The 26769-nt window shown below is 35.5% G+C and carries 17 protein-coding genes; 10 read left to right on the forward strand and 7 right to left on the reverse strand.

Annotation, left to right across the window (positions count from 1 at the left end):
* Positions 1 to 224: 224 nt before the first annotated feature.
* Together dnaE and F6U93_RS08560 are read right to left on the reverse strand one after the other, a co-directional pair.
* On the reverse strand, positions 225 to 4610 hold the full coding sequence (dnaE, locus tag F6U93_RS08555) for a DNA polymerase III subunit alpha (RefSeq protein WP_150938826.1): 4386 nt from the start codon (positions 4608 to 4610) through the stop codon (positions 225 to 227).
* A 175-nt stretch (positions 4611 to 4785) separates the two neighbouring features.
* Positions 4786 to 5235 carry a ferritin-like domain-containing protein gene (locus tag F6U93_RS08560; protein WP_150938828.1) on the reverse strand — a complete coding sequence of 150 codons (450 nt, stop codon included), beginning with the start codon at positions 5233 to 5235 and terminating at the stop codon, positions 4786 to 4788.
* Positions 5236 to 5431: 196 nt separating this feature from the next.
* Between F6U93_RS08560 and F6U93_RS08565 the strand changes: the two genes are divergently transcribed.
* The 3 genes from F6U93_RS08565 to rimM all read left to right on the forward strand — a co-directional run bounded on the left by F6U93_RS08565 (position 5432) and on the right by rimM (position 7882).
* Positions 5432 to 6496: a lactonase family protein gene (locus F6U93_RS08565; RefSeq protein ID WP_150938830.1), complete on the forward strand. Its 1065-nt coding sequence runs from the start codon at positions 5432 to 5434 to the stop codon at positions 6494 to 6496.
* Positions 6497 to 6593: 97 nt separating this feature from the next.
* Positions 6594 to 7109, forward strand: a complete 516-nt coding sequence (locus F6U93_RS08570; RefSeq protein WP_150938833.1) for a 30S ribosomal protein S16 — start codon at positions 6594 to 6596, stop codon at positions 7107 to 7109.
* A gap of 245 nt (positions 7110 to 7354) precedes the next feature.
* Positions 7355 to 7882, forward strand: coding sequence for a ribosome maturation factor RimM (gene rimM / locus F6U93_RS08575; RefSeq protein WP_150938835.1), 528 nt, complete (start codon positions 7355 to 7357; stop codon positions 7880 to 7882).
* A gap of 61 nt (positions 7883 to 7943) precedes the next feature.
* On the opposite strand, the gene F6U93_RS08580 is transcribed toward rimM, so the two are convergent.
* Complete coding sequence (locus F6U93_RS08580; protein WP_150938836.1) at positions 7944 to 8399, reverse strand: DUF2383 domain-containing protein; 456 nt, start codon at positions 8397 to 8399, stop codon at positions 7944 to 7946.
* A gap of 355 nt (positions 8400 to 8754) precedes the next feature.
* Here F6U93_RS08580 and F6U93_RS08585 point away from each other — a divergent pair, with 355 nt between their 5' ends.
* The 3 genes from F6U93_RS08585 (at position 8755) to F6U93_RS08595 (ending at position 14358) form a co-directional block, all read left to right on the forward strand.
* Positions 8755 to 9414: a tRNA1(Val) (adenine(37)-N6)-methyltransferase gene (locus tag F6U93_RS08585; protein WP_225312626.1), complete on the forward strand. Its 660-nt coding sequence runs from the start codon at positions 8755 to 8757 to the stop codon at positions 9412 to 9414.
* A gap of 107 nt (positions 9415 to 9521) precedes the next feature.
* Entirely contained in the window at positions 9522 to 10700 is a 1179-nt protein-coding gene (locus F6U93_RS08590) for an acyl-CoA dehydrogenase family protein (protein ID WP_150938840.1), read from the forward strand.
* Positions 10701 to 10899: 199 nt separating this feature from the next.
* Positions 10900 to 14358 carry a hypothetical protein gene (locus F6U93_RS08595; protein WP_150938842.1) on the forward strand — a complete coding sequence of 1153 codons (3459 nt, stop codon included), beginning with the start codon at positions 10900 to 10902 and terminating at the stop codon, positions 14356 to 14358.
* An 82-nt stretch (positions 14359 to 14440) separates the two neighbouring features.
* On the opposite strand, the gene F6U93_RS08600 is transcribed toward F6U93_RS08595, so the two are convergent.
* The 4 genes from F6U93_RS08600 to F6U93_RS08615 form a co-directional block, all read right to left on the reverse strand.
* Entirely contained in the window at positions 14441 to 15361 is a 921-nt protein-coding gene (locus tag F6U93_RS08600) for a leucine-rich repeat domain-containing protein (RefSeq protein ID WP_150938844.1), read from the reverse strand.
* A gap of 70 nt (positions 15362 to 15431) precedes the next feature.
* Entirely contained in the window at positions 15432 to 18401 is a 2970-nt protein-coding gene (locus F6U93_RS08605) for an alkaline phosphatase PhoX (RefSeq protein ID WP_191963480.1), read from the reverse strand.
* A gap of 270 nt (positions 18402 to 18671) precedes the next feature.
* Entirely contained in the window at positions 18672 to 20522 is a 1851-nt protein-coding gene (locus tag F6U93_RS08610) for a cytochrome-c peroxidase (RefSeq protein WP_150938849.1), read from the reverse strand.
* Positions 20523 to 20756: 234 nt separating this feature from the next.
* Positions 20757 to 21074, reverse strand: a complete 318-nt coding sequence (locus tag F6U93_RS08615; protein ID WP_150938851.1) for a toxin-antitoxin system YwqK family antitoxin — start codon at positions 21072 to 21074, stop codon at positions 20757 to 20759.
* Positions 21075 to 21451: 377 nt separating this feature from the next.
* On the opposite strand from F6U93_RS08615, the gene F6U93_RS08620 reads away from it, so the two are divergent.
* The 4 genes from F6U93_RS08620 to F6U93_RS08635 all read left to right on the forward strand — a co-directional run bounded on the left by F6U93_RS08620 (position 21452) and on the right by F6U93_RS08635 (position 26414).
* A complete protein-coding gene (locus tag F6U93_RS08620; RefSeq protein ID WP_150938852.1) occupies positions 21452 to 22648 on the forward strand; it encodes a porin in 1197 nt (398 codons plus the stop codon).
* 71 nt (positions 22649 to 22719) lie between these two features.
* A complete protein-coding gene (locus F6U93_RS08625) occupies positions 22720 to 25056 on the forward strand; it encodes an inorganic phosphate transporter (RefSeq protein WP_150938854.1) in 2337 nt (778 codons plus the stop codon).
* Positions 25057 to 25220: 164 nt separating this feature from the next.
* Positions 25221 to 25502: a pyrimidine/purine nucleoside phosphorylase gene (gene ppnP / locus F6U93_RS08630; RefSeq protein WP_150938856.1), complete on the forward strand. Its 282-nt coding sequence runs from the start codon at positions 25221 to 25223 to the stop codon at positions 25500 to 25502.
* Positions 25503 to 25583: 81 nt separating this feature from the next.
* The gene (locus tag F6U93_RS08635) at positions 25584 to 26414 is read left to right on the forward strand and encodes an OmpA/MotB family protein (protein ID WP_150938857.1); all 831 of its coding nucleotides are present in this window, start codon (positions 25584 to 25586) and stop codon (positions 26412 to 26414) included.
* Positions 26415 to 26769: the final 355 nt, after the last annotated feature.

Consider the following 26769-nt stretch of genomic DNA (forward strand, 5'->3'; position numbering starts at 1 on the left):
TTCAAATCAAAACACTTCTCGACTCCGCTCGAAGACCGTATAAAACATAAATCAATCCGGTGTTCGAGCGGAGTCGAGAACATTTCTGACTAGTAAAAAATCAGTGAAATTTATATCTAAAAACCTCTCGATAATTCTCTGCGAAACCTCAGCGCAGCTCTGTGCTACTACCCCGTAAGAGTAAGCAACCAAAAACCAATAACTAAAAACCACCAACTACCCGCCTAATTCAACTTAAACTTAATATAACGCGCTTCCAGTTCTGCAATCAACTCCTGACTCACCTTCACTTTCTGTCTTCTACTCGGCATAGATATTTTCACCTTATCGGCGGTGTCATAAACATCAAAATTTAAAGCCTGGTTTCCGGGGTACATGTGTAATAAATCTTTCAACTCGACAACCTTATCATCATCCAGTTCTTTAATATTTAATTGAATAGACAACTTCTTAGCATAATTCTCCATCACATCATGCAGCAGCTGAAAACTATTAAACTGCAACCTCGGGTCACTTTTCTTCCCAGTATCTTTATTTACCCAACCTTCACGAACAAAGGTTTTAACAAATACAAAATTATTATGCATTAAAAAGTGTCTGAATTTTAAATACTCTTCGCCAAAAATTCTAAACTCATAACTATCGTAATAATCTTCAATAGTAAATAAAGCCCAGCCTTTACCCTGTTTACTAACGCGATGTTGCACATCGGTAACCACACCTCCAAAAACCAATTCACGATTCACGTAAGGGTCTATATTTAAAAACATCCCTACGTTGGCATTACAAAAGGTTTTCATTTCGGTTTTAAAATCATCTAAAGGATGCCCAGAAATATAAACCCCTACCACTTCACGTTCTTTACTGAGTTTTTCCATGGTTCCCCAAGACTCACAAGGCGGCACTTCAGGTTCGGCAATTTGCACCTCACTGGCTTCGCCAAATAAACTCACTTGCGCCGAATTTTCATTCTCTTTATGTTTTTGAGCGTATTTAATAGCCTTTTCTAAAAAGGTAATACCATCACCATCATCATGAAAAAACTGAGCACGATGTGTGTCACCCAAACCATCAAAACCACCTGCTAAGGCTAAATTTTCAAAAGCCTTTTTATTAGCTGCACGTAAATCAATACGTTTTGCTAGATCAAAAATCGATTTATAAAAACCTTCCTCTCGATTATCAACAATGGTCATTACCGCACCATGCCCCACACCTTTAATAGCTCCCATTCCAAAGCGTACCGCTCCATCTTTATTTACCGAAAACTTATAATAACTCTCATTGACATCAGGACCTAGTACATCAAGCTTCATACGCTTACACTCATCCATAAAGAAGGTCACCTGTTTGATGTCATTCATATTATTAGAAAGTACCGCCGCCATATATTCGGCAGGGTAATGCGCCTTACAGTATGCTGTTTGATAAGCAATCCAAGCATAACATGTAGAGTGCGATTTATTAAAGGCATAACTTGCAAAGGCCTCCCAGTCTTTCCAAACTTTCTCAAGAATTTTAGCATCATGACCATTAGCACTCGCTTGCTCGATAAACTTAGGCTTCATTTTATCAAGTACTGCAATTTGCTTTTTACCCATAGCCTTACGTAGTACATCGGCTTCACCCTTTGTAAAACCTGCAAGACTTTGAGAAAGCAACATCACCTGCTCTTGATACACGGTAATACCATAAGTCTCCTTGAGGTATTCTTCCATTGCTGGTAAATCGTACTCAATTTCTTCGTCACCATGTTTACGCCTAACGAAACTCGGAATATATTCCATAGGTCCCGGACGGTACAAGGCATTCATGGCAATTAAATCTTCAAAAACCGTAGGTTTTAAATCCCGAAGATGCTTTTGCATGCCGGGCGATTCGTACTGGAACACCCCAACGGTTTCACCGCGCTGGAATAACTCATAGGTTTTCTCATCATCTAAAGGAAAACTATCGGGATCAAGCTCAATACCATGCTTGGCCTTTACAATTTTAACCGTATCCTTAATTAAGGTTAAGGTTTTCAGTCCCAAGAAATCCATTTTCAGTAACCCAGCATCTTCTACCACCGAGTTATCAAACTGGGTCACATATAGATTGGAATCTTTAGCCAAAGAAACGGGTACGAACTTGGTAATATCGTCTGGAGTAATAATCACCCCACAGGCATGAATACCCGTATTTCTAACCGAACCTTCTAAAGTTCGTGCTAAATTCAAAGTTTCAGCAGGTAAATCACTACCATCAGCAATATTTAAAAGCTCGTTTACCTTTTCTAATTCTTCGGCTCTAAATTTAGAAGCTAAAGCCTTCTCGTCTAAACCAAATATTTTATTCAGTTTAGACATATTCGGAATTAACTTGGCAATTCTATCGGCATCAAAAAGCGGTAAATCCAATACACGTGCCGTATCTCGAATAGACGATTTTGCAGCCATGGTACCATAAGTAATAATCTGTGCTACTTGATTAGAACCATATTTGTCAATTACATAATCCATAACCCGACTTCGACCTTCATCATCAAAATCAATATCAATATCGGGCATACTCACACGATCCGGGTTTAAGAAACGCTCAAAAAGCAGATCGTACTTCATGGGGTCAATATTGGTAATCCACAAGCAATAGGCCACTACCGACCCTGCTGCCGATCCACGTCCTGGCCCCACCGAAACATCCATATTTCGAGCCTCTCGGATAAAATCTTCTACAATCAAGAAATATCCAGGATACCCTGTATTTTCAATAACGCTCAACTCAAAATCGAGACGTTCAACCACTTCTTCAGTAAGTGGCTCGCCATAACGTTTTTTGGCACCCTCAAAAGTTAAATGCTTTAAAAAGGCGTTTTCTCCACGTTTACCACCATCAACTAAATCTTCATCATGCTTAAATTCATCGGGGATATCAAAAGCTGGTAATAATACATCACGAGCTAATTGATAAGCCTCAACTTTATCAACAACCTCCTGAACGTTTGAAATCGCTTCTGGCACATCCTTAAACAAGGCTTTCATGGCATCACCAGACTTAAAATAGTACTCCTGATTTGGGAGTCCGAAGCGGTAACCACGTCCGCGTCCTATTGGTGTCGCTTGTTTTTCGCCATCTTTTACACACAATAAAATATCGTGAGCATTGGCATCTTTTTGATCTTGGTAATAGGTATTATTTGAAGCAATTAGTTTCACATCATGCTTGCGTGCCAGCTCAATTAGAGTAGGATTCACACGATTCTCATCCTCTTGATTGTGGCGCATGAGCTCTACGTACAAATCATCGCCAAATACCTCCTTCCACCATAAAAGCGCTTCTTCGGCTTGTTTTTCACCTACATTTAAAACTTTGCTTGGTACTTCACCGTATAAGTTTCCGGTAAGCACAATGACATCTTCTTTATACTTCTCAATTAACTTTTTGTCTATCCTCGGGATATAGTAAAAACCATCAACAAAGGCATGCGATGATAATTTAGCAAGGTTGTGATAACCGTTTTTATTTTTAGCTAATAAAACAATTTGATAACCGTTGTCTTTTCGGGTTTTATCTAAGTGATCTTCACAAACAAAAAACTCACATCCAATTATAGGCTTTATTTCTTTGGCTGTAACGGTTTCACCGGTTTCTTTAGCCGCTTCTATTTTAGCTTTTACACCACTGTTATGCTTATTTACCGCATTCACAAAGTGAAAAGCCCCCATCATATTAGCATGATCGGTTAGTGCCACGGCTGGCATATTGTATTTGGCTGCCGCCGAAACAATATCGGCCACCCCCATGGTTGATTGTAATACTGAAAACTGCGAGTGATTGTGTAAATGCACAAAATCAACATCGGCAAGCTCTGAAATGTTTTGCTTTATTTCTTCCGAAGAAACTTCAACCGTTTGCGTTTTTTTAATACGCTCAAGAATTTTAGCACTCTCCTTTTTAAGGTTAATATGCTTTAAACCAATTAACTGAATTGGTTCTGGATTCTCCTTTTTAAAATTCTCAAAATAATCAGGCTGAACCTCTAGCTGCTGCGCCGTATATTCTTCTAAACGGATAAGTTCTAAAAAACAACGGGTTGTAGCCTCCACATCGGCCGTGGCGTTGTGGGCTTCAGCAAAAGGCTGCTGAAACAAAAATTCATGAAGCTCGGTTAGTGTTGGTAATTTAAATTTTCCGCCACGACCACCAGGAATTTGGCACAGCTGTGCTGTATGCTCGGTACAGGTATCTAAAACCGGTAATTCTTGAAGCTGATTTTCAACAGCACCGCGTACAAACTCGGCCCCCATAATATTTAAATCGAACTTCACATTTTGCCCAACGACAAACTTGGTTTTTCCTAATGCAATATTAAACTTTTCTAAGACCTCATCTAATGACACCCCCTGTTCTTGAGCTAATTCGGTAGAAATACCGTGAATTTTCTCAGCATCATACGGAATATTAAAACCTTCAGGCTTCACCAAGTAATCCTGACTTTCAATACAATTACCCATAGCATCATGCAATTGCCATGCGATTTGAATACACCTTGGCCAATTATCAGTATCGGTTATGGGTGCATCCCAGCGTTTTGGCAATCCTGTGGTTTCAGTATCGAAAATTAAGTACATTCTAGAAGTTTAGGCCTTTGTTAATAAGGCGATTAGAAAAACAAATCTTAGTCGATAAAAATACGCAGAATTTACAGTTTTAAAAACCGATGCCATAAAAGTTGTAAACAAAAAAAGCGGCGCTTCCAGAAATTTACTGAAAGCGCCGCATCAAGCTCACGTTGTTTAGTTTTCGTTATGACACCAATACCTCATGAACTTTTTCTGAATTAATAGCCGCTTGAATGGCTTTTCTTTGATTATTCAACATGATATCAATACTTGGTGGCATGTTTCTATCTTTTAGAATTTCATCATACTCTTTAAGGCTTTCCTCCTCACCACGTATGGCTTCTTTTAAAACAACTTCAACATCATTTGAGGCTAGAAGCGTTCTTAAAGCCGTCCAATTTCGATGTACCGCACCTTTAAAGGTTCCGCCATCTTCAGGAATTTGACCATATCTTAAAATTTCGATTCTTAAGGCTTTCGCAAAATCACCACGCTCAATCGCTCTTTTTTTAAAGAACATTTTTATAGCAGGGTCTTCTGCGGTTTCTGCAGCATTAAGATAGCCTTTTTCGGCATCATAATTCTTTACTAATAATTCGTTTAATTTATTTGAAATTTTCTCTGTATACTTCATAATGTCATTTTCATTTTTAAATTCCAATAACTTCTTTTGTGATGTGTATTGTTTCACATCATTTATTCCAATATAGCTTTAAACACAGGCAATACCAAAGGGTTAACAGACTTTATAATAGATTTAAGAGCTCTTAACAAAATTCCCTTTACCATTAAGATAAATTATTATAATTTAGTCCATTAAAATTTAACACATGCACTACAAACACCTTGTTTTATTAGTTTTAGCCGTTTTTTCATCAAAAAACTACGCTCAAAATATTCCACTTTACGTGGGAACCTATACCAATGAAGACGCCAAAGGCGTTTATCATCTTCAGTTTAATACTGAAACTGGCACCTTAAGCAAGCAACAGCTCGCCATTGAAATTGACAACCCGTCATTTTTACAATATTCACCAGATCGCAAATACCTGTACTCTACCAATGCTACAAATAATGGATTTGTTTCATCATACACGGTTAACGAAGATGGTAGCCTAACACTTTTAACGCGTATGCGTAGTCATGGTGAGTTACCTTGCCACATATCTTTAAACAAAACGGGCAACTTAGCTGCTGTTTCTAATTACAGAGGCGGGACTTTAGCGCTTTTCCCAATTAATAAGGATGGTAGTTTGAACGATGCTTCTCAAATTTTTGATCACAATTCCGAAGGAACAAAATCACACGCCCACTCAGCGCATTTCTATAATGATGATTTATTTGTTGCCGATTTAGGAACCAATTCTGTTTTTCAATACGAATTAAAAAAAGGCGCATATAAATTGGATACTGACGCCATTGTAAAAACCAAAGACAATCCTGGTCCGAGACATTTTACTATGACCAAAGACGGCGCGTTTATTTACGTGATAAACGAAATAGGTAGCAGCATTACTTCTATAAAAAGAAGCGGTAATAAATTTAAAGAAATAGATTTCGATTCTACTTTAGAAACCGATTATAAGGGCAAAAACGCTTCGGCAGACATTCACCTATCAAACGATGAAAAGTTTTTATACGCGACAAATCGTGGTGAAAACACTATAGCCGTTTTTGAAAGAAATCTTAAAAAAGGCACTATTGAAAAAGTTCAAAATGTTTCAGTTCATGGCGATTGGCCAAGAAATTTTGCTATGGATCCTACAGGGAAATTCCTAATTGTAGCCAACCGTAGAAGTAATAATCTAGCGGTTTTCAAAATAGATCAATCTAACGGCACCCTAACTTTTTTACAGGATTACAAAACACCAACGCCTGTGTGCTTACTTTTTTAACTTTTCAAGACAATTAAACCTCTGAAAATTAAAAAAATATAGTATCTTTGCGCCCTCATTAATAATCGAGGTCGAGAACCTCAAATAATTAATTATTATGCCTGTAAAAATTAGATTACAAAGACACGGTAAAAAAGGAAAACCTTTTTACTGGATCGTAGCAGCAGATGCACGTTCAAAAAGAGATGGTAAATACTTAGAGAAATTAGGTATCTACAACCCAAACACAAACCCTGCAACAGTTGAATTAGACGTTGACGGTGCTGTACAATGGCTACAGAATGGTGCACAACCAACTGATACAGCTAAAAACCTTTTATCTGAAAAAGGTGCTTTACTAAAAAATCACCTTGCTGGTGGTATTAGAAAAGGTGCTTTAACTGAAGAGCAAGCAGAAGCTAAATTTACTGCTTGGTTAGAAGAAAAAACAGGAAAAGTTCAAGCTAAAGTTGATGGTTTATCTGAAGCGCAAGCTAAAGTTAAAGCTGAAGCCCTAGCTGCTGAAAAAGCTGTAAATGAAGCAAGAATCGCTGCCGCTGCTCCTGTAGTAGAGGAAGAGGTTGCTGAAGAAGCTCCTGCTGCAGAAGCAGAAGCATCTAACGAAGAAGAATAAAAAACAAAATTTTTTATACTTTTAAACTCCGATAGAAATATCGGAGTTTTTTGTTTACTAATAACATCTAAACGTTATTAGTAAATATTCCCGCGAAGGCGGGAATCTCAATATTATTAGCCGTTGTTTAATTTTTAAGGTTCTCCGAAAGCAAACCGGAATCTCATAAATTAAAATAGAGCAACAGAACATAGAAATAAAGAGATTCCCGCCTTCGCGGGAATGACAAAAAAAAGGCACTTACAATGAAAAAAGAAGACTGCTTCTATTTAGGAAAGATCATAAAAAAATACAGTTTTAAAGGCGAGGTTCTAGCTAAACTAGACACTGACGAACCTGATATTTATGAAAATTTAGATGCTATTTTTGTTGATTTAAGAAACAATTTAATTCCGTTTTTTATTGAGAGCTCTCAACTGCATAAATCTGAACTGCTTCGTATCAAATTTGAAGAAGTAGACACCGAAGCTGATGCTGATGCCATCATGAAAAGTGATCTGTATCTACCACTAGCCACCCTGCCTAAGTTAGAAGGTGATCAATTCTATTTTCACGAAGTGATTGGTTTTGCCATTGAAGATGTGAATTTTGGTCACGTAGGTACTATTACAGGAATAAATGACTCCACAGCGCAAGCGCTTTTTGAAATTGACCGCGATGGCTTAGAGATTTTAATACCAATGAATGATGAATTTATTGTAAAGGTAGATCGCGATAATAAAACAATCATAGTAGAAACCCCCGAAGGCTTGATTGATTTATACCTAGAATAAAAAAACATCCGAGCTAAAATTTTAGCTCGGATGTTTTTTTATTCTACTCGGTAACACTTTTTTAATTAAAAGTAATTAAATCGTGTCTATCTATCGCGTCCTTTGCGTTTTGTATCACATCACGCTGTATCATTAACAACTTACATACAGAAAGCGGCAAACCTAACATTCTAAGCAAATCATTATATTTTTCTATAGTTACTGTTTGGGTGGCACGAATTTCACGTATTAAACCTTCATCATTACCAGGTTTAATCATTAATTTTCTTATTCTCAACCAAGAATGATAGAGCTCAGAGGGCGCACGAACTCCGGTATTATAATCACCATCTAACTTTAAAATCTCAGATTTTAAAGCATCTATAAACGTCTTTCTCTTTGCACTATTTTCTTTAAAAAAATAGATTAATTCATCATCGTCTACGTTATCGACGAGTTCAACATACACTTTTTCAGCCTCATAATTCATAACCAAAAGACTGTTTAAGTTAAGTAATATATTCGAATTGTTTTTCATAGCTATCAACTTTACAATTTAATCGCTAACATATTGAGAGAGATAGGAGGAACGGTTAACGAGTCGCAAAAATAAGAACGAATCACAACCTCAATTTTTTATTTAACAGTGTTTAGCATTAATTAGTAGGATATTTCATCTTTTTTTAACTGTTACTTAACGTTTTTGTCTTTATAAGGTAATCAAATTGAGTATATTTTCGCATTATCATTAACACACTTCTTTACTGTAAAGCTTATTGAAATTTTGAATTTAAAACAGCTTTATTTAGTAGTTTTACACCCTGAACTTCACGAGCATGTCAAAAAAACCATTTTTATTTAAACAATTCAAAGTCGAACAAGATCAATGCGCTATGAAAATTGGAACGGATGCTGTTTTATTAGGCGCATGGGCACCGGTAGCTCAACAACCATTTTCTATTTTAGACATCGGTGCTGGAACGGGGGTTTTATCACTTATGCTTGCGCAGAGAAGTCAGGCCGAGGTTATTGATGCTTTTGAAATAGACGATAAAGCCTATGAACAATGTGTTGCAAATTTTGAGCAGTCTGATTGGGGAGACCGCTTGTTTTGCTACCACGCTTCTTTGGAAGAATTTGTTGATGAAATAGACGACCAATACGACCTGATTGTTTGCAATCCGCCTTTTTATGTTGAAGATTACAAAACAAATGACGACGCAAGAGATTTAGCACGCTTTCAGGATGCCCTACCCTTCGAGCATTTGGTTGAGGGCGCTTCAAAATTACTTACTGATGACGGTATTTTCGCTGTGATTATTCCGCATAAAGAAGAAGAGCATTTTATCAAACTTGCTTCAGCCGTCAAACTTTTTCCAAATAGAATACTCCATATTAAAGGCCATCACGGTTCTGAAATTAAACGTAGTATTTTAGAGTTTTCCTTCCTCGAAAGCGAAACCCAAACCAAACTACTTACCATTGAAAATCAGCGACATGACTACACAGAAGATTACATAAACTTAACAAAAGATTTCTATTTAAAAATGTAGAAATACAGATAAGATTGATTAAATTTGAGATGATAACTTAAGAAAACTTCAAAAACAGCAGCTTTTCTATTGGTTTTCAAAATAATCCTCTATTCAAATTCGTCGTTATGCGTCCAGATTTATTTTCAGCTCCAGATTATTATAACCTAGACGAATTATTAACAGACGAACATAAACTAGTAAGAGAAGCCGCTAGGAAATGGGTGAAACGCGAGGTCTCACCAATTATTGAAACTTACGCCCAGAAATCAAAATTTCCTAAACAACTTATTAAAGGCCTCTCTGAAATTGGTGCTTTTGGCCCCTACATTCCCTTAGAATATGGCGGTGCGGGTTTAGACCAAATTTCATACGGACTCCTCATGCAAGAAATTGAACGTGGCGATTCTGGAATTAGAAGCACGGCTTCAGTACAATCCTCCCTAGTCATGTATCCCATTTGGAAATACGGCAATCAGGAACAACGCGAAAAATACCTCCCCAAATTAGCTAGTGGCGAATGGATAGGCTGTTTTGGCTTAACTGAACCTGACCACGGGAGTAACCCAAGTGGTATGGTGACTAACTTTAAAGATCAAGGTGATCACTACCTATTAAATGGTGCTAAAATGTGGATTAGCAATGCGCCTATAGCACAAATTGCTATTGTTTGGGCTAAAGACGAAAATGACCGCGTACACGGCTTAATTGTTGAACGCGGTATGGCAGGTTTTTCTACACCAAAAACAAAAAACAAATGGTCGTTGCGCACCTCATCAACAGGCGAATTAATATTCGACAATGTTAAGATTCCCAAAACAAACATATTACCAAATAAATCTGGACTAGGCGCTCCTTTGGGCTGCTTAGATTCTGCGCGCTACGGGATTGCCTGGGGTGCTATTGGAGCAGCCATGGATTGCTACGATACAGCTTTACGCTACAGTCAGGAACGCATGCAGTTTGGAAAACCTATTGGCCAATTTCAATTGCAACAAAAAAAACTAGCCGAAATGATTACTGAAATCACCAAGGCCCAACTTTTAACCTGGCGCTTAGGTGTATTAAAAAATGAAGAGAAAGCAACATCGGCTCAAATATCAATGGCGAAACGGAATAACGTTGAAATGGCCATCAATTGCGCCAGAGAAGCCAGACAAATTTTGGGTGGTATGGGCATTTCAGGGGAATATTCTATCATGCGCCACGCCATGAATTTAGAAAGTGTCATCACCTACGAAGGCACTCACGACATTCATTTGCTAATTACAGGATTAGATATTACAGGACTTAATGCTTTTAAATAAATTTACCATAGATATGATTTATTTTACTTACAACTTATTTCTATCTTCGCTAAATGCCGTCACGAAATCGTTTTCGATTAAATTATTTAAAATATTTCTATCTAAGACTGACTTTTGACAGCTTTTTTAAAAGTATTACAACATAACTTTGTTTCACAATAAGAGTTTTATATATACAAAAAGTAACTTTTTATACATCATGCAAGAAGAATCAAGAAAAGACATTATCCAGTTTACTAACTTACAATTAGCTTCCCTGTGGTTGCCTACATTTAAAGATAAACCGGATAGTAACGTTAAATTTTGCAATCCAAAATTTGAAGAACTAACAAGTGGAATCGTTAAAAACGTACAGGCTAAATCACGACTTTTAGCTACGCATCATTCACCTGCTGATTCTCGTATTCAAAATTTTTTAAATGACTATTTAAAAGATGTTACGTTTGAAAAATCATCGTACGTCATTCCTAATAACACCCTCATTCTTTCTAGAAAAGGTCAAGCTAGAGAAGTAAGTTTACCACCAGATGGTGACTCTTTTGAAAGCAACCAAGTGAGCTCTAAAAGAATCAAACAAGGTATTTTAAACAATCCTTTACACGATAAAAGAACCACAAAAGGAACTTTTCACATTGTTGAAGGGCCACTTCCTGTGCCTTTAGATAAAAAAGAAGTACCAAAAATTGCCTTTGCGCACTTTTTAAAAGCTGCTTTTACGCCTTCTGAAGAGTTAAAGAACTTACCTTTCACTTCTAGTCAACCTGAAGAAGAGCAGGCTAAAACTATGGTGTCTATGATGCTTAGACCTGTAGTATGCCCAGAAGTTAAAGGTGTGATTTCAGAAAAATCTTTAGAAGTACGCTTCTTTGCTCCTGGTAGCTTAGTAAGTAACTTAGATTTCGTTGAATCTATTTTTGGTAACGCTGGTGACCCACACTTAGCATTAAACGATGCGGCTTTAGATACAGAACATTGGACGGGACATACAGGTTGTATCATTTTAGCACCGCAACTTTTAAAACTTAAAAAGAAAGATGTAGGCTTACCTCATATTGATGATGCTACTGAGCGTCAAAAAAATGATGGCATGTGCTGGGAGAATGAAGATGAGCTTTACAACGATGGTGGTGCATTTAAAATTACTTGTAGAGACGATCGTGGTGTTGTGGTTACAATTATTGCCGACAACTACTACGGGTACTCTAAAAAAGAAATTAAAACTCAAATTAGTTATTCGGCAAACCTTTATGGTTTAGTTGAAGAAGAACACGCTGGTGGAGCCATTGCATTCGCAAGACGCGTTATGGGTAGCACACTAGACGGACGAGACTACACGAATTTTCATGATAACAAACACAGCTTTGAAGGTGTAAAACAATTATTAGGTGATCGTATTGAAGTACAACCAGAAAACTATGCGATTGATAAAAAATACCCTAATATTATTTACATCCCAGAATCTGCGTATGTTAATACGAACACAAACAGCATTACATGGGAACATAACGGAAAGGAAGAAAAATTAATTCTTTCTCCTCGTAAAACTTACGTGCACCCAACAGGTAATAAATTTAGATTAGAAAAACATAAGTCTATTGATTTATGGCGTATTGTAGATACGTTTGCTGAAGGTGTTTTCTGCCACAAGCCTTGTACGGTTTCTGGAGGTGGAAAATCTGAGATCTCAAAATCTATGCAAAATGCTATTACTTATAGCACGTTTAACATTCAGGATATTGAAGAAGATTTCAAAAAAGCAGATGAAATAATAGAGTTTGATTACACCACACGTTGGAAAGTAAAAGACCCTAACAGACCTAAAGCACGACCGTTTTTAAGTGAAGAGCGCTCATTGAGTTCTGCCGTGAAATTATTAACGCCTTCAGAAGAGAATTCAGAAGAATTCAACCAAATGCTGGAAGATATCCCGGTACATATTAGATCCTTAGTACTTTTTGTAAAACGCCTATACCGTCAAGCACGTGGTGTTCTTAACTGGAAAGACTACATGTCGGTTGAAATCATTAACGGAGAAAATGGTACTGGACTATTACACAACAACACCCCAGTAGTTGGTAGTTACGTTCGTATTGGATTTAACCAAAAAGGAAATTGGATGCTTAACAAGTTAAGATCTGACTTTTCACCTTGTGAAAAAATTCAAACAGAAGATGATATTACAGCATCTATTACTTTACCAAGAAAAGACTTCAAAGACTTAAACCCTGAGTTTACTAATAAAAGTCTTAAAGTAGCCACTAACTGTGAAGCGCATCTCTTCCAAAGACCTGATGAAGCTGTAGTAAGAGGTTATGATAAAAATGCCGAATTAGACATTGTTACCGATGGCCGTTTCTTAACAAACTATGAGTTATTAAGAAAACAAGACGCCATTGAAATATACAATGACACCATTCATTTTGATAAATACACGCAACCGGTAAAAGATTTTATTACTGAGATTGTAAATAGTGATAAAGAGGAAGAGTTTTTCGTATTGCCATCGCATACAAGAATTGTAAACGGTGAACCTACAAAAAACCCTAGATATTTAGAGCCTAACAAAAACGTAAGCGAAACAGAGGCCACTTATTTAGCTGATGTAGGCGTGCGTTTAGTGAGACAAATTAAATCTGAAGACCCTGTAATTAATGTTGTAAACGCTGTTTTACCAGGTAGAAGAAACAACCCAGCCGATAAAGAAGCTGGTATTCGTGCCTTAGCGGTTTATAACCCAATTCACTACCAAGAAACTCCAGAATTATTCATGGACTTTATTTGTAGCTTAACAGGTAAATCACCATCAACAACTGGAGCTGGTTCAGAAGGAGCCTTGACAAAAGGTCCTTTTAACATGTTAACACCAACAACAGATTTAAACAATGCCTTATTATCACACATCTTAACAGAATCTGATGCTTTTAGTACAGCTGCAGGTTATGTTGGAGGAAAGAATCAGGTAGATCATGATATTAGTTTATTAATTCCTGAAATTTGGGCACGTTTAGAGCCTAAAGATCGTGATCCTAAAAATTTAATTACCAACGGTAGTTTAGAAAAACTTGAAGATTTTGAACATAACGGAGAAACTATTTTAGCGAGTCGTTTAGGATACAGAATTACTAAAACATTCACGCACTTATGCTTAAATCGTTTATTTGATGAGCCGACTGCTGTATTTAACGAAGAAATGTTAAAGCCAGAACTACAAGGTCTGGAAGATTATGTAGATGGTATTAAAAACATCGTTGAAGCTCAAGAAAAAGTAGCGCTACGTTATTTTGAAGATGGTAGTATTGATGCTGCTATCCCACCATTAAAGATTTTATTACACATGATGGCTTACGGTAATTACGAAGGTAAACCAATGAGCGATCCTGAATTAAGAAAATTATTTGATAGAGATTACGTATTAAATAGCGACTGGTACAAAGAAAGACTGGTATTGAAACAACAAAAAGATATCGCTTTCTACAAATCACAAATCGCATATTTAGAAACATTTATTACTAATAAGGATAACGCTATTATTTCTTCTGAAATGCACATTGAAAAGCGTTTAGAGGAAGTTAAAGCCGAATACAACAAAGTAAACTCTGAAGCTTACTTAGAGAGCTTAGTTGGTACGATTGGAGCAGATCCTTTATATAGAAAATAGAATTAAATATCATATTACTAAAAAAGCTACCAATTAATTTTGGTAGCTTTTTTTATATTTAAAATCTGAAGAGTTTATAGCTCTAAAAATATACATTACACATTGGCAAGGCGTCAATAATACGTTTTTGCTCTGTATCACTAAAATGATTATTAGTTAAAATAAGAGTTCTCAGTTTTTGTAATTCTGAAATATTCGCTGGCAATTCTGTTAGCTTATTACCAGATAATATAACCATTTCTAGATTTTTCAAATCTGAAAAACTTGCAGGCATTTCTTTAAAATTATTATCATTTAAAATCAATGTTTTCAATTGCTTTAAAGCTCCAATACTGCTAGGTAGTTCCTGTAATTTGTTATGTTCCATGTTTAATCTTTCAAGACTCTGTATGTTGGTCCATTCTGTATCCAATTCATGAAACTGATTATATCCAACCTCTAAAGTTTTTAAAGATGGTAAAGACGCTACAGAAGAAGGTAAATAACTCAATTGATTATTATCTAACTGCAATACTTTTAAATTTTTACACTGGTCAATAGTACGAGGTAAATAGGTAAGACTATTACCTGAAAGATAAACATATTGAAGATTTTTAAACGCTGAAATTTCGTCTGAGATTTTAGAAATCTTATTATCCGACAAATCTAATTTCACTAATTTTTTAAGCTTTGAAATGTCTTTTGGCACATAACTGAATTGATTTGCTTTGAGATTTAAAACTTCTAAATCTTTTAACTCAAAAAGGCGCTCATCCCAACTTTCAAAAAAATTTCTCATTGCATTCAAAAAAACCAACTTTTTTAAGCGCTGTATATCTTCTGGAAGCACAAATAGTTGTTGATCTCGAATATTTAATTGCGTAGCTTTTTTATTTTCAGCCAGTGCATTTTCAACATTATAATACATTTTTTCTGTTAATGGATTGGCATGCTGACCCCACATTTGAAAGGTGATCATTCCAAAGAAAAAAAGTAAAAATTTGAAACTGAGTTTAATCATCATCAAAAAATATGTATATAAAAAGACTGGCACAAATTAGATTGCACCAGTCTCTTTTTAAATAATAAAAAAATTAGTTTTGTTTCACGATCTTATAAGCAGCTGAATTGCCACCCACAGTTACTTTAATTATAAGCATCTGATTTGTTTTTACATAAGGCGCTAAATCTAAAGTCATATTGTTGTTATTACTTCGAGTTAAATCTTCCTTTTTTGTAAACACATTTTGACCTAACATATTTAATACTTCTACTGTAACAGCCCCCTCTAGATTTGTAATATCAACATTTACAATTCCTTTTGTTGGATTTGGATATACAGAAACTTTATTTTTTAAGACCTCATCAACATTTAAAGTTTTTTGAACTAAAATATATTCTTCCTTAATAACTTCATTTCCGGTTCCACTAACATTCCCTACGGTAAGGCTCGTGTTATAAACTCCAGGCGTGTTGTAAGTTACTGTTGGATTAGCTTCGGTAGAAGTTGCTGGAACACCACCTTCGAAACTCCAAACCCATGAGCTCGGACTGTTAGTACTTAAATCTGTATATGTTACTGTTGTTTCAGAATCTATAGCGACTTCAGAAGCTTCAAAATCTGCTACTGGAAGCTGTGCTCCAAGATTTTGATTTAAAGCAAAAACAACTGTAGAAGACGCGTTTAGTCTTACATCTGAAAATGTAGCATCTTGTTGAGCATCATTTGATCCACTTGGATGTTGTACAGAAAAGAAACCATATTTAAAATCTGGAGTAAATGTTAGACCCGTTGGTTCTGAACCATTTGGCATAGAAGCAAATAATTCAACATTAGGTGCCGCTTGTGTGTGATCTGGACGTACTACCCAAATATAATTATTACCACCATCTTGCAATACCCAAAGGTTCCCTTGGTCGTCAAATGTTAAGTTATCATTACCACCACCCCAAGCTTCGTTAAAGATGCCAGTTTCTGTAGTAATATCATAAGAAGTTCCACCTACAAAAGTTTTAAAGTTGGTTATAGTCGTTCCGTTATCGGTAAAACTGTACACACGACTTTTTCCTTTTGCTGCAAAGTAAATTTCTCCTGTAATTGGATTTATCTCGCAATCTTCAACACCATTAAAATCGGTACCACCTAAAGCAGCAGCCGCACTTGTTACTTCATTTCTTTCTGTTGGTGTACTGTTTGGCACTTGTACCCATGTTGCTGTAGAAGATGTTGGGTCATTTCCTACCAAAGGAGAATCTAAAACTAATACATATAATGTGCCTTCAGATAGATCACCAGGCGCATCTGCTACGAACTTATACACACAGTCTGTACCACCATCTTCGCCAAAATAAGCTGTTTTTAAATCTTCAGAAACTACTACATTTTCATGTTTCATTCTTCCCATAGCCCATAGTTTTTCTTGACCTTTTCCATAATCAATCACTTCTGCTGTTTCAGGGTTAATTTCTACTAACCATCCTACGTCTTCATATCCATCGCTATTTTCATCTCCTCTATTAGTCGTTTCTTCCGCAGTTATAATTGTTCCCCATGGTGTTACTCCTCCAGAGCAATTACGCGTTGTAGTGACTAACTCATTGTTAAAGAAATCTACTGGTTGGGTTTTTGTTACTTCCCATAGCAATGTGTTTTCATTAAGATTTACATCTGCAATTGTAACACCTCCAGGTGTCGTTTCATGGTTAATAGCAACATAACCTAATGCGCTAGAACCCGCAACAGGAATATAACCTGTAAAATCATTATTACCACCTACACTACCTTCTCCTGAAGTATAAGCATCACCTTGTTTAACAATTAACTGAAAACGGTGTTCGTTAGAAATAATCATTTTTGAAGTTTGCCCTGTTGGTTCAATAGAAGTAAAACAACCAATTGTTCCTGGTTCGCAAGCCTCAACAACAGGCTGATTATTCATGAACATATCAAATCTTAAATCTGAACTTCCCTCATCACGGTTATGTAACTCAACAGCAATTTTATTTACCCCTTCTACAAAGTAAGACTTTGCAATAGTATGTGTATAAAAAACATCTTCATCAGAATTACTAACTATAACTTCAGAATGGGTTAAGTAATCGGTTGGGGCTGCTGGCATATTATCCCTAACCACTTCTTGTCCATTAATATATATAATAACACCATCGTCGCGTTTCACGCCCAAAATGACATTTTCTGTTAAATCATCCATGATTATATTTACTTCTTTTGAAAAGTAAGTGGTGATGTATTTATTACCTGCATCAGGACCATAAGAAACTTCAGTAACTACAGGGTCACCGTATCCTAAAGGTGCTAACCCAATAGACCATGAGTTTAAATCGTATCCTGGTTGCGTCCAAGGTTCGTTATCTAAACTTACCCCAGTATCTAAATAAGACCACGCAAGACCATCTTCCAATGGGTAATCTGCAGGGTTTATCATTACAGGCACAAAACTGGTAGACATATCAAAACCTAAGTCAGAGCTTGTTTTAGAACGTTGATGTAACTCTACAGCAATAACATTTACTCCATCTTTTAATGAGTTTTCAATTGAAAAAGGAAAGAAAGCATCTTCATCTCCACCACCTACAGTGCTTTCCGCAATTGTATTGTATGTGATCTCGCCTTCTGGCATGTTATCACGAATCACTTCAGTACCATTAAGGTAAACAACAACGCCATCGTCTCTTAATAGGTTAAAAATAAGATCGCCATAATTAGAAGCATCGGCAATGTTAAACTCATACCTCAAATAATAAGTGATGTGTTTATTTTGAGAGTCTCCCCCATATGATAAAGTTGTTATTTCATCGCCATCTCCATAACCTAATTGTGCAGCCCCTGTTTGCCAAGCACTGTCATCATATCCAATTTCTTTCCATGCGGTACCAAGATCGGCCCCTGTATCGTTATAGCGCCAAATACTACCGGAATTAAACGGAAAACCGTCTTGGGACACCATACTGGTTTCGCTACTATTAGTTAAGCCCTTTGTGTTTGCGAAGCTTCCAAAGCTCAACATAAATAGCGCTAAAACTAAGTGTAATTTTAATTTCATGTTCATTAATTTTTTAAGATTATTATTGTTTTAAAGAATAACTCAAAACTAATGTGAGACTTTCAGTTTGAAGCGAACTATAGATTATGCTTAGGTTATAGAAGTATTACGACTGTAGATTCCTTTTTTAATTTAATATTACGAACTTTAATAAATGACACTTTTAGCATGAAGCCAACTTTACTTGAATGTTAGCTTCATGTTTTACGGTTAGTCAAAATTACATGCAAAAAAAAGCATCTATGAACTGAAAGAAAATAGGTGAATAATTTACTTTATTGCCGCTGAAGTATCTGTAAGCGCATTCATAAAGGTTATTACAGCATTTATCTCTTCGTTAGATAAATCTAATGGAGTATCTGGTAACGTTTGATTAGTAACCTCAAGTCCCATACCAGCTCCGCCTCCTTCATTATAAAAATCGAGTACTTGTTCAAGTGTTTCATAACTTCCATTATGAAAGTATGGAGCTGTTTTTTCAACGTTACGTACTGTTGTTGTTTTAAAAGACTTCTCGTATATCCAAGCAAATTCACTAGCTATACCGTTAGCCCAACGCCCTTCATCTGGATCTAATTCTTTTGGCTCGGAAACAGGACTTTTTAATACGCCTAATATTTCGGTTTCGGTTTCAATAAATAAGGGAGGAACCAAACCTGAAAATGTAGGTGCGAAATGACAAGTCGCACAAGCACCTTTTCCCATAAAAATATTAAACCCTTCTGCTATTTCAGTATCTATTGAATGTGTTTCTCCTCGTGCATATTGATCAAACTCACTATTAAAAGACTGCAAGGATAAAACAAAAGATGCTAGAGCTTTTGCCAAGTTTTCACGATTTATTTCCCCTTTCCCAAAAGCACCTTCAAACCTACTTTGGTATGATTTAGAAGCGTTTAGTTTTTGTAAAATTTCAGAATAAGCAGTATTAAATTCTTTGGGATTGAAAAGAACATGCTCTACCTGTTGCTCTAAGGTAAAAGCACGGGAATCATAAAAAAATCGTTTTGCGTAAACCGAATTCAATAAAGTAGGTGCATTTCGTAATACAGTTTCCCCTTCAACATTACTAAGTGATTTTTCCCGCCCATCTGTAAAAGCAAGATTTGGGTCGTGGCATGTTGCACAACTCATTGTATTGTCTTCACTTATTAAACTGTCGTAAAAAAGAGTTTCACCCAACTGTTTTAATTCCTTAGAATCTTCATTTTCTTGTAATTGAGTGTAGTAATAAGGGTCTAAAAAATTAGACGCAAAAATACTAGTGCTTTTAGGGTTCCAGGCTGTATGATTCTTTAAATTTTCAGTATCTATTTTAATGGGTAACTCTCCAAATTTTTTATATAAAGGGTCTATAAAGTTAATAAGAAACGATAATCTGTCGAAAGTTTCAAAAGAGGAACCGTCTTTCAACTGTGCTATAGCACCATCAAATAGCGAAATAATCTCAGTTCCTTTTGAATACTTTTTAGTTAGTGGTTCACTTTCTATTAATGTCTTCAGTGCTTGTAAAGAAGCCACAGCTTCTTCCAATCCATTTACAGAACCAGGTGTATCAAAACCAGTGATGCCTAGAGTATAAATTCGTACCATTTGCAATCGTGTAGCCAATACTAAATCTTCGGGAGTTGGTTTTATTGACTTGAGAGCATTGGCTAAAAAATTGAATTTGTTTTTCACTTTTTTAGATAAAGCTGCTATTTCTTCTTTTTCATCTGAAGCATTATTAGCATATATCAACTCATCAAGCATTTGCAAACCTTCTGGAGGAATAACCGTAGGTTGATTTCCTGATTTTGAAATTTTTAGCAGTGGCGCACCGTTTAAATGCTTTGTTGTAAATTCTGGATTATAAAAAGCGACGTAAAATTCAACTTTTTTATAGCTAAGACGAGCATGACGTAGTACTCCTTTAAGAGAGTCTATGGTGACATTCGCATACATAAAAGCTGTAGCTGTTTCATCTAATTGTTCTAAAGCCTGACTGGTATCTTTTAAATACGCATTCAGTTTATCTCCAGAAGCTTCTATATAAGCAGATTTTGATGTACAACTAAAGAAATTTACAATAAAAAAAAAACTTAAAATAAAAACAGTAGATTGGTTGTTTGTTGTTCGCACAGTAAAAAAATTAATTGCAAATTAACATCTTACCAAAGCCTTAATTGTTACCTATATATTACGAAAGGTTTAAAAAATAGGCGTAAAAAAAAGGTGAATCGTACTATGTATGCAATGAAATCTAATAGAGTTATTATAATTTTACATACGTGTAGTGTTAAAAACTAAAATTTATGAATAAAAAAAGGTAGCGATTAACATCACTACCTTTTTTTATAAAAAGTTGTATTCTACTTAAAGCGAAGCAACATTTTTACTATAATCTACTTCTTTAGCTTCACCATCAATCCAGTGAATCCATTTGCCGACTTTCTTCCCATTATCATAATTTGCAGAAACAAGTTTTTTGCCTTCTGTGTCAAAACTTAACCAAACACCTTGTAATTTACCATCTGCCGTGTAAGAACCTGTTTGGCTTACAACACCATTGTCATGATAATAAACAACATCTATTAAATTAGTGTCTTTATTAAGTTTTAAATCTCTCTTTTGTTGTCCAAAAGATACCACAGTCATTAATAAAGCAAAAACGATTAAAATTGATTTCTTCATAATTATGGGGGTTTTATTTTATCATATAAAGATACGATTTTATTAACTATTACACAATAATTACGTAACATTAATTTAACATTGAACCCATACGTAACTAATTTTAATAACTATCAGCAACCAAGGCTAACATATGTTTATTAATAATTAGATAATATTCACGTTACATTAAGAACAAGTATAAGCTAGATATTTGCTGTGTCTTAAGACAAAATAGTATTTCATATAATTTATTAGTTTTTGTCGACTACATTATCATGATTTCTAGAGAGACTGCCTTGGCCAAGGCAGTCTTTATTCTGTCTAAATCTTAACATTAAGGAAACATTAGGTTGATATTAAAATTAGTTCTTTGCACCCGACAAAAACTATTTTAAATGAATACTAGACTTACCCTTCTCGGGGTAGCTATGCTTATAGTCACCACTTTAGGTGCTCAAGAAATAAAAACTGGCGCATTCGGAAAAGGAATATTTAACGTTATGGGCAAAGACAGCACCTTCTCTATGAAGTTTGCTGTTCGATTTCAGCTTCTAGGCTATTCCAGCTGGATAGACGATCAACCTGCCGATTTAAACTTCTTAGTAAGACGATCACGATTAAAACTCGATGGTTTTGTTTATTCTCCAAAACTCCGATATAAATTTGAAGCTGGTTTCTCCAACCGAGACATGTCTGGTGGCTCTGATGACTTCACGCATGGCTCACCAAGATTTATAATGGATGCCTTTGTAGATTGGAACTTCTATAAAAACTTAATACTTCGTGTAGGTCAAGGGAAACTTCCGGGAAACCGAGAACGTATCATCTCCTCTGCCAATCTTCAACTCGTAGACCGTTCCTTACTCAATGGGAAATTCAACATTGATAGAGATATTGGGTTTCAGCTGAAACATTATTTTAACCCCGCAGGAAACTTCATGGTTCGCGAAATTCTATCTGTTTCTCTAGGAGAAGGTAGAAACGTGACTACAGGAAACTTAGGAGGTTTACAGTATGTGGGAGGCGTAGAAATTTTGCCATTCGGAAATTTTATTAGCAAAGGCGATTATAAAGGTGCTGACTTAAAAAGAGAACCAACTCCTAAATTAGCCATCGCAGCCAGCTATGAATTTAACAACGACGCCGTACGAACCCGAAGTAATCAAGGTAAATACATGCTTATTGATGATGATAACGGCATTTACAAAACAAATATTAACACCGTTTTTATTGATGGTATGTTTAAATATAGAGGCTATTCTCTAATGTTTGAATACGCCAATCGTAGTGCCGATGATGCGGTAGCAAAAAATTCAGATGGTACAGCTACCGGAGATATCGTTGAAGTTGGAAATTCATTCAACATTCAATCAGGGTATCTCTTTAAATCAAATTGGGAAATTACTGGTCGTTACACCGATTTAAATATGGACAGCATAAGTATGCAAAACTCGAAAGATATGTATACCTTAGGGTTCTCGAAGTATATCGTGGGTCATAAACTTAAAGTACAAAGTGATTTTAGCTACATTAAAACTTACGCGAGTACAGATGAAATACTAGCTAGATTGCAATTGGAAGTACACTTTTAAATAATAACAATTAGGTAACACAACACACACATATACTCATGATATTTGCAAACTTATTTCAATTAAATACTATGGATAACATCTACTTATACATGATTATCGCATTAGCCATTTTAGCAGTTGCTGATTTGGTTGTTGGGGTTAGTAATGATGCAGTAAACTTTTTAAACTCAGCGATAGGATCAAAGGCTATTTCGTTCAAAACAATCATGATCGTGGCCAGTTTAGGTGTGGCAGTTGGGGCTGTATTCTCCAGTGGAATGATGGAGGTCGCTAGAAAAGGAATTTTTAACCCAGGTGAATTCATGTTTGACGAGATTATGATAATTTTTCTCGCCGTAATGATTACAGACATTCTACTCTTAGATTTTTTCAATTCCATAGGAATGCCTACTTCTACAACGGTTTCCATTGTATTTGAACTTTTAGGAGCGGCTGTTGCCATTGCTTTAATAAAAATAGGACATGATGGTGGTACGTTTTCAGACGTTATAACCTATATCAATACCTCTAAAGCCACACAAATTATATTTGGAATTCTGCTCTCGGTAGTCGTCGCATTTACCATTGGCGCCTTAGTACAATGGGTTTCAAGACTATTACTATCCTATAATTTTGAGCAAAAAGCAAATTGGGTAGGCGCCTTATTTGGTGGTGTAGCTTTAACAGCTATTACTTATTTCATTTTTATGAAAGGCCTAAAAGGCACATCTTATGCTAGTCAAAATTTTGATATTCTAGGCGGTGAAACCATGAGCCACTTTCTAGAGACCAATGTTATTTCTATTGTCATTGTAAATTTTGCAATTTGGTTTTTATTGGCTTATGCTTTAATTCTATTTGCTAAATCTAATATCTATAAATTAGTTATTGTAGCAGGAACATTTGCCTTAGCACTCGCTTTTGCTGGAAATGATTTGGTAAACTTTATTGGAGTTCCAGTAGCTGCCTATAACGCCTTTACTGCTTGGACAGCTTCAGGAGTTCCGGCAACAGAGTTCTCAATGGGTATTCTTGCACAAAAAGTACCTACCAATAACCTCCTACTATTTTTAGCAGGGATGGTTATGATTTTAACTCTTTGGTTCTCTACAAAAGCGAAAAACGTAGTTAAAACATCATTAGACCTTTCAAGTCAAAGTGAAACAAAAGAACGTTTTCAACCAAATTTCTTATCTAGAATATTTGTGCGATTTGCTGTTTTAATGTCGCAAATAACGGGCTACATGCTTCCTGAATCGTGGCAAGCAAAAATTGACAAACAATTTGAAGCCCCTGTAATTGAAATCGGTAAAAATAAAAAAATAGAGTTACCAGCCTTTGATCTAGTAAGAGCTGCGGTAAACCTTATGGTTGCTGCTGTGTTAATCTCAATCGCAACATCTTATAAATTACCGCTTTCAACAACCTATGTTACTTTTATGGTGGCTATGGGTAGTTCTTTAGCCGATAGAGCTTGGGGTGCAGAAAGTGCTGTATATCGTGTAGCCGGTGTAATTAATGTTATTGGTGGGTGGTTTTTTACAGCCTTTAGTGCTTTTACCGCTGCAGCTTTAGTAGCGTATTTGTTGAATATGAACATTAGTGTCATGTTTCCAATTTTACTTGTTCTAGCCTTTGCGCTTCTAATAAGAAGCTCCATTGTTCATAACAAGAAATCTAAAGAAAGTAGAGCCGAAGACAGCCTTATTCGAGCTGAAAGTAGTTCTATTCAAGGGGTAATTCACGAAAGTGCAAACAATATCGCCAATGTTGTTAAGCGAGGAAATAAAATCTATACCAATTCAGTTAATGGCCTTGCGAAACAAGACTTGGTCATGCTTAAAAAGAATAATAAGCAAATTGTAAAATTATCTCAGGAGGTTGAAGGTTTACGTGATAACATTTTCTATTTCATTAAAAACTTAGACGACTCCAGTATTGGTGCCAGTGATTTTTACATTAATATATTAGGGTATTTACAAGATATGACCAAATCTCTAGAGTATATATCTAAAGCAGTCTATAAACACGTAAATAACAATCACAAAAAATTAAAATTCAATCAAATTAAGGAATTAAAAGAAGTTGATGTTGTTTTAGAAAAATTATTTAATGAAACTCGTGAGGCCTACAACACGCAATCGTTTAGTCAGATTTTAGAGATTCTAACACAAAAAGCTTCTCTATACGCTTTAGTTACTGATAAAATTCACAAACAGATTGAGCGTACACGAACAGATGAGTCGAGTCCTAAAAACACCACCTTATATTTTAGTTTATTATTAGAGACCAAAGACTTACTAAAAGCCACAATGGACCTTTTAGAAGAATATGACAACGCTCATGATGGTAGTGTTGAACCTGCTAGAATATCTGAGACTGACAACTCAACATATGTTATAGGATCTAAGAGCGAAGAGGAATAAATCGTACCTTTTTAATCTTTAAAAAAGCACTTATAGTATCTAGATACTATAAGTGCTTTTTCTTTGTAAGCATAATCCATATATAAAAAGAAGTTCAATTTTTCGCCATAAAATATTTAAAAACTTACCTTTACCATCGTTTACAACAAAAAAAACAATAACTTATGATTTCAAACAATGCGTATTTCGACAACAATGTAAAGTCTTTAGCTTACACGACACCAGAAGGAAGTTCTACTTTAGGTGTTATGAACCCTGGAGAATATGAATTTGCAACGTCTAAACACGAAACCATGCGAGTAATTGAAGGCCAAATGGTTGTTCTATTACCTAACGCAACAGAATGGGCTACTTTCAATGCGGGAGAAGCTTACGAAATTGATGCCAACGAAAAATTTCAAGTTAAGGTATCTACTCAAACTTCTTATTTGTGTACCTATAAATAATTAGGAAAATAAAGAAATTTTAACACTTCGTAATCTACAAGTTGATTGTTTACGTAAATGCATTAAACTAAAACTTTAATTATGAAGAAAATTTCGATTGTACTAGTTGCTGTACTAACCTTATCATGTGTTTCAAAGAAAAAATATATTGCTTTAGAGCACGAAAATGGTGAATTGAAAAGCGAACTACAAAAAACGAAAGTTGAAAACGAAGATTTAGAAGCTAAATTTGCTCAAATTGAAGAACGCGTAGATTCTTATAATGCGAAAATCTCATCTTTACAAGCAGAAAGCGATACCAAACTTGACGTTGTAGAAAACGGAACAGTGATATCAAATGATGCTAAAATCCAAATGCGTGCCACCTTAGAACATGTGGATGCTGAAAAATTAGGTCAAGCAAAAACACTTAAGGATTCTATGAATTTGGCCGTTGCTTACAATCTTGAAAAGGCAATTAATTCATCTGACTTAAATGAGGATGAAGATTTTGGAGTAAGCATTGATGGTACAGTAGTTATGATTTCAATTGCTGATGATATGCTTTTTAACACAGCAAGCTACAGGCTTAGTTCTAAAGCAGATCCGTTATTACAAAAGTTAGCAGACGTTATTAACTCAGAAGAGAGCTTAGACGTTATGGTTGAAGGTCACACAGACTCAAGATCTATTAATACGGTTAATATTGCTGACAACTGGGATTTAAGTGTTCTTAGAGCAACATCAGTTGTTAGAACCTTACAAGATAAATATGGCGTAGCTCCAGAAAAATTAATTGCATCTGGTAGAAGTAGTTACCAACCTTTAGTAGAAAATGATTCTGCTGAAAACAGAGCAAAAAATAGAAGAACACGAATCATTATTCTTCCGAATATTGATAAATTCTTCGCTCTAATGGCAGACGAAAGTTAAAATATTCTTATTAAGATAAAAAAAGGCCTCTAAACATCATTGTTTAGAGGCCTTTTTAATTCTAATTACTAATAACTTTCTATGAATAAAGATCAGGTGTGGTTTTAAAAGCCATATTAAAGATTTATCTACTTCTAGACAAACCCAACACAATTAAAAACAAAACCGCCTTAAATAGCATAAAAACAAGCAAATTTAAAGATTTACATAAATCATATATTATCGAACCATGCCCTTTTTTAATCACTTCATGCGAAAGAATATGTTTTAGCGAACAATTCACATGGTCTTAGCCGCAAAAAAAAAACGAAATATAGGCGTAATGGACAAAATGGTTGGTCTTTTTACTCTTTAA

The organism is Pseudotamlana haliotis (genome assembly GCF_008806375.1).
In the GTDB taxonomy this organism is placed as follows: domain Bacteria; phylum Bacteroidota; class Bacteroidia; order Flavobacteriales; family Flavobacteriaceae; genus Pseudotamlana; species Pseudotamlana haliotis.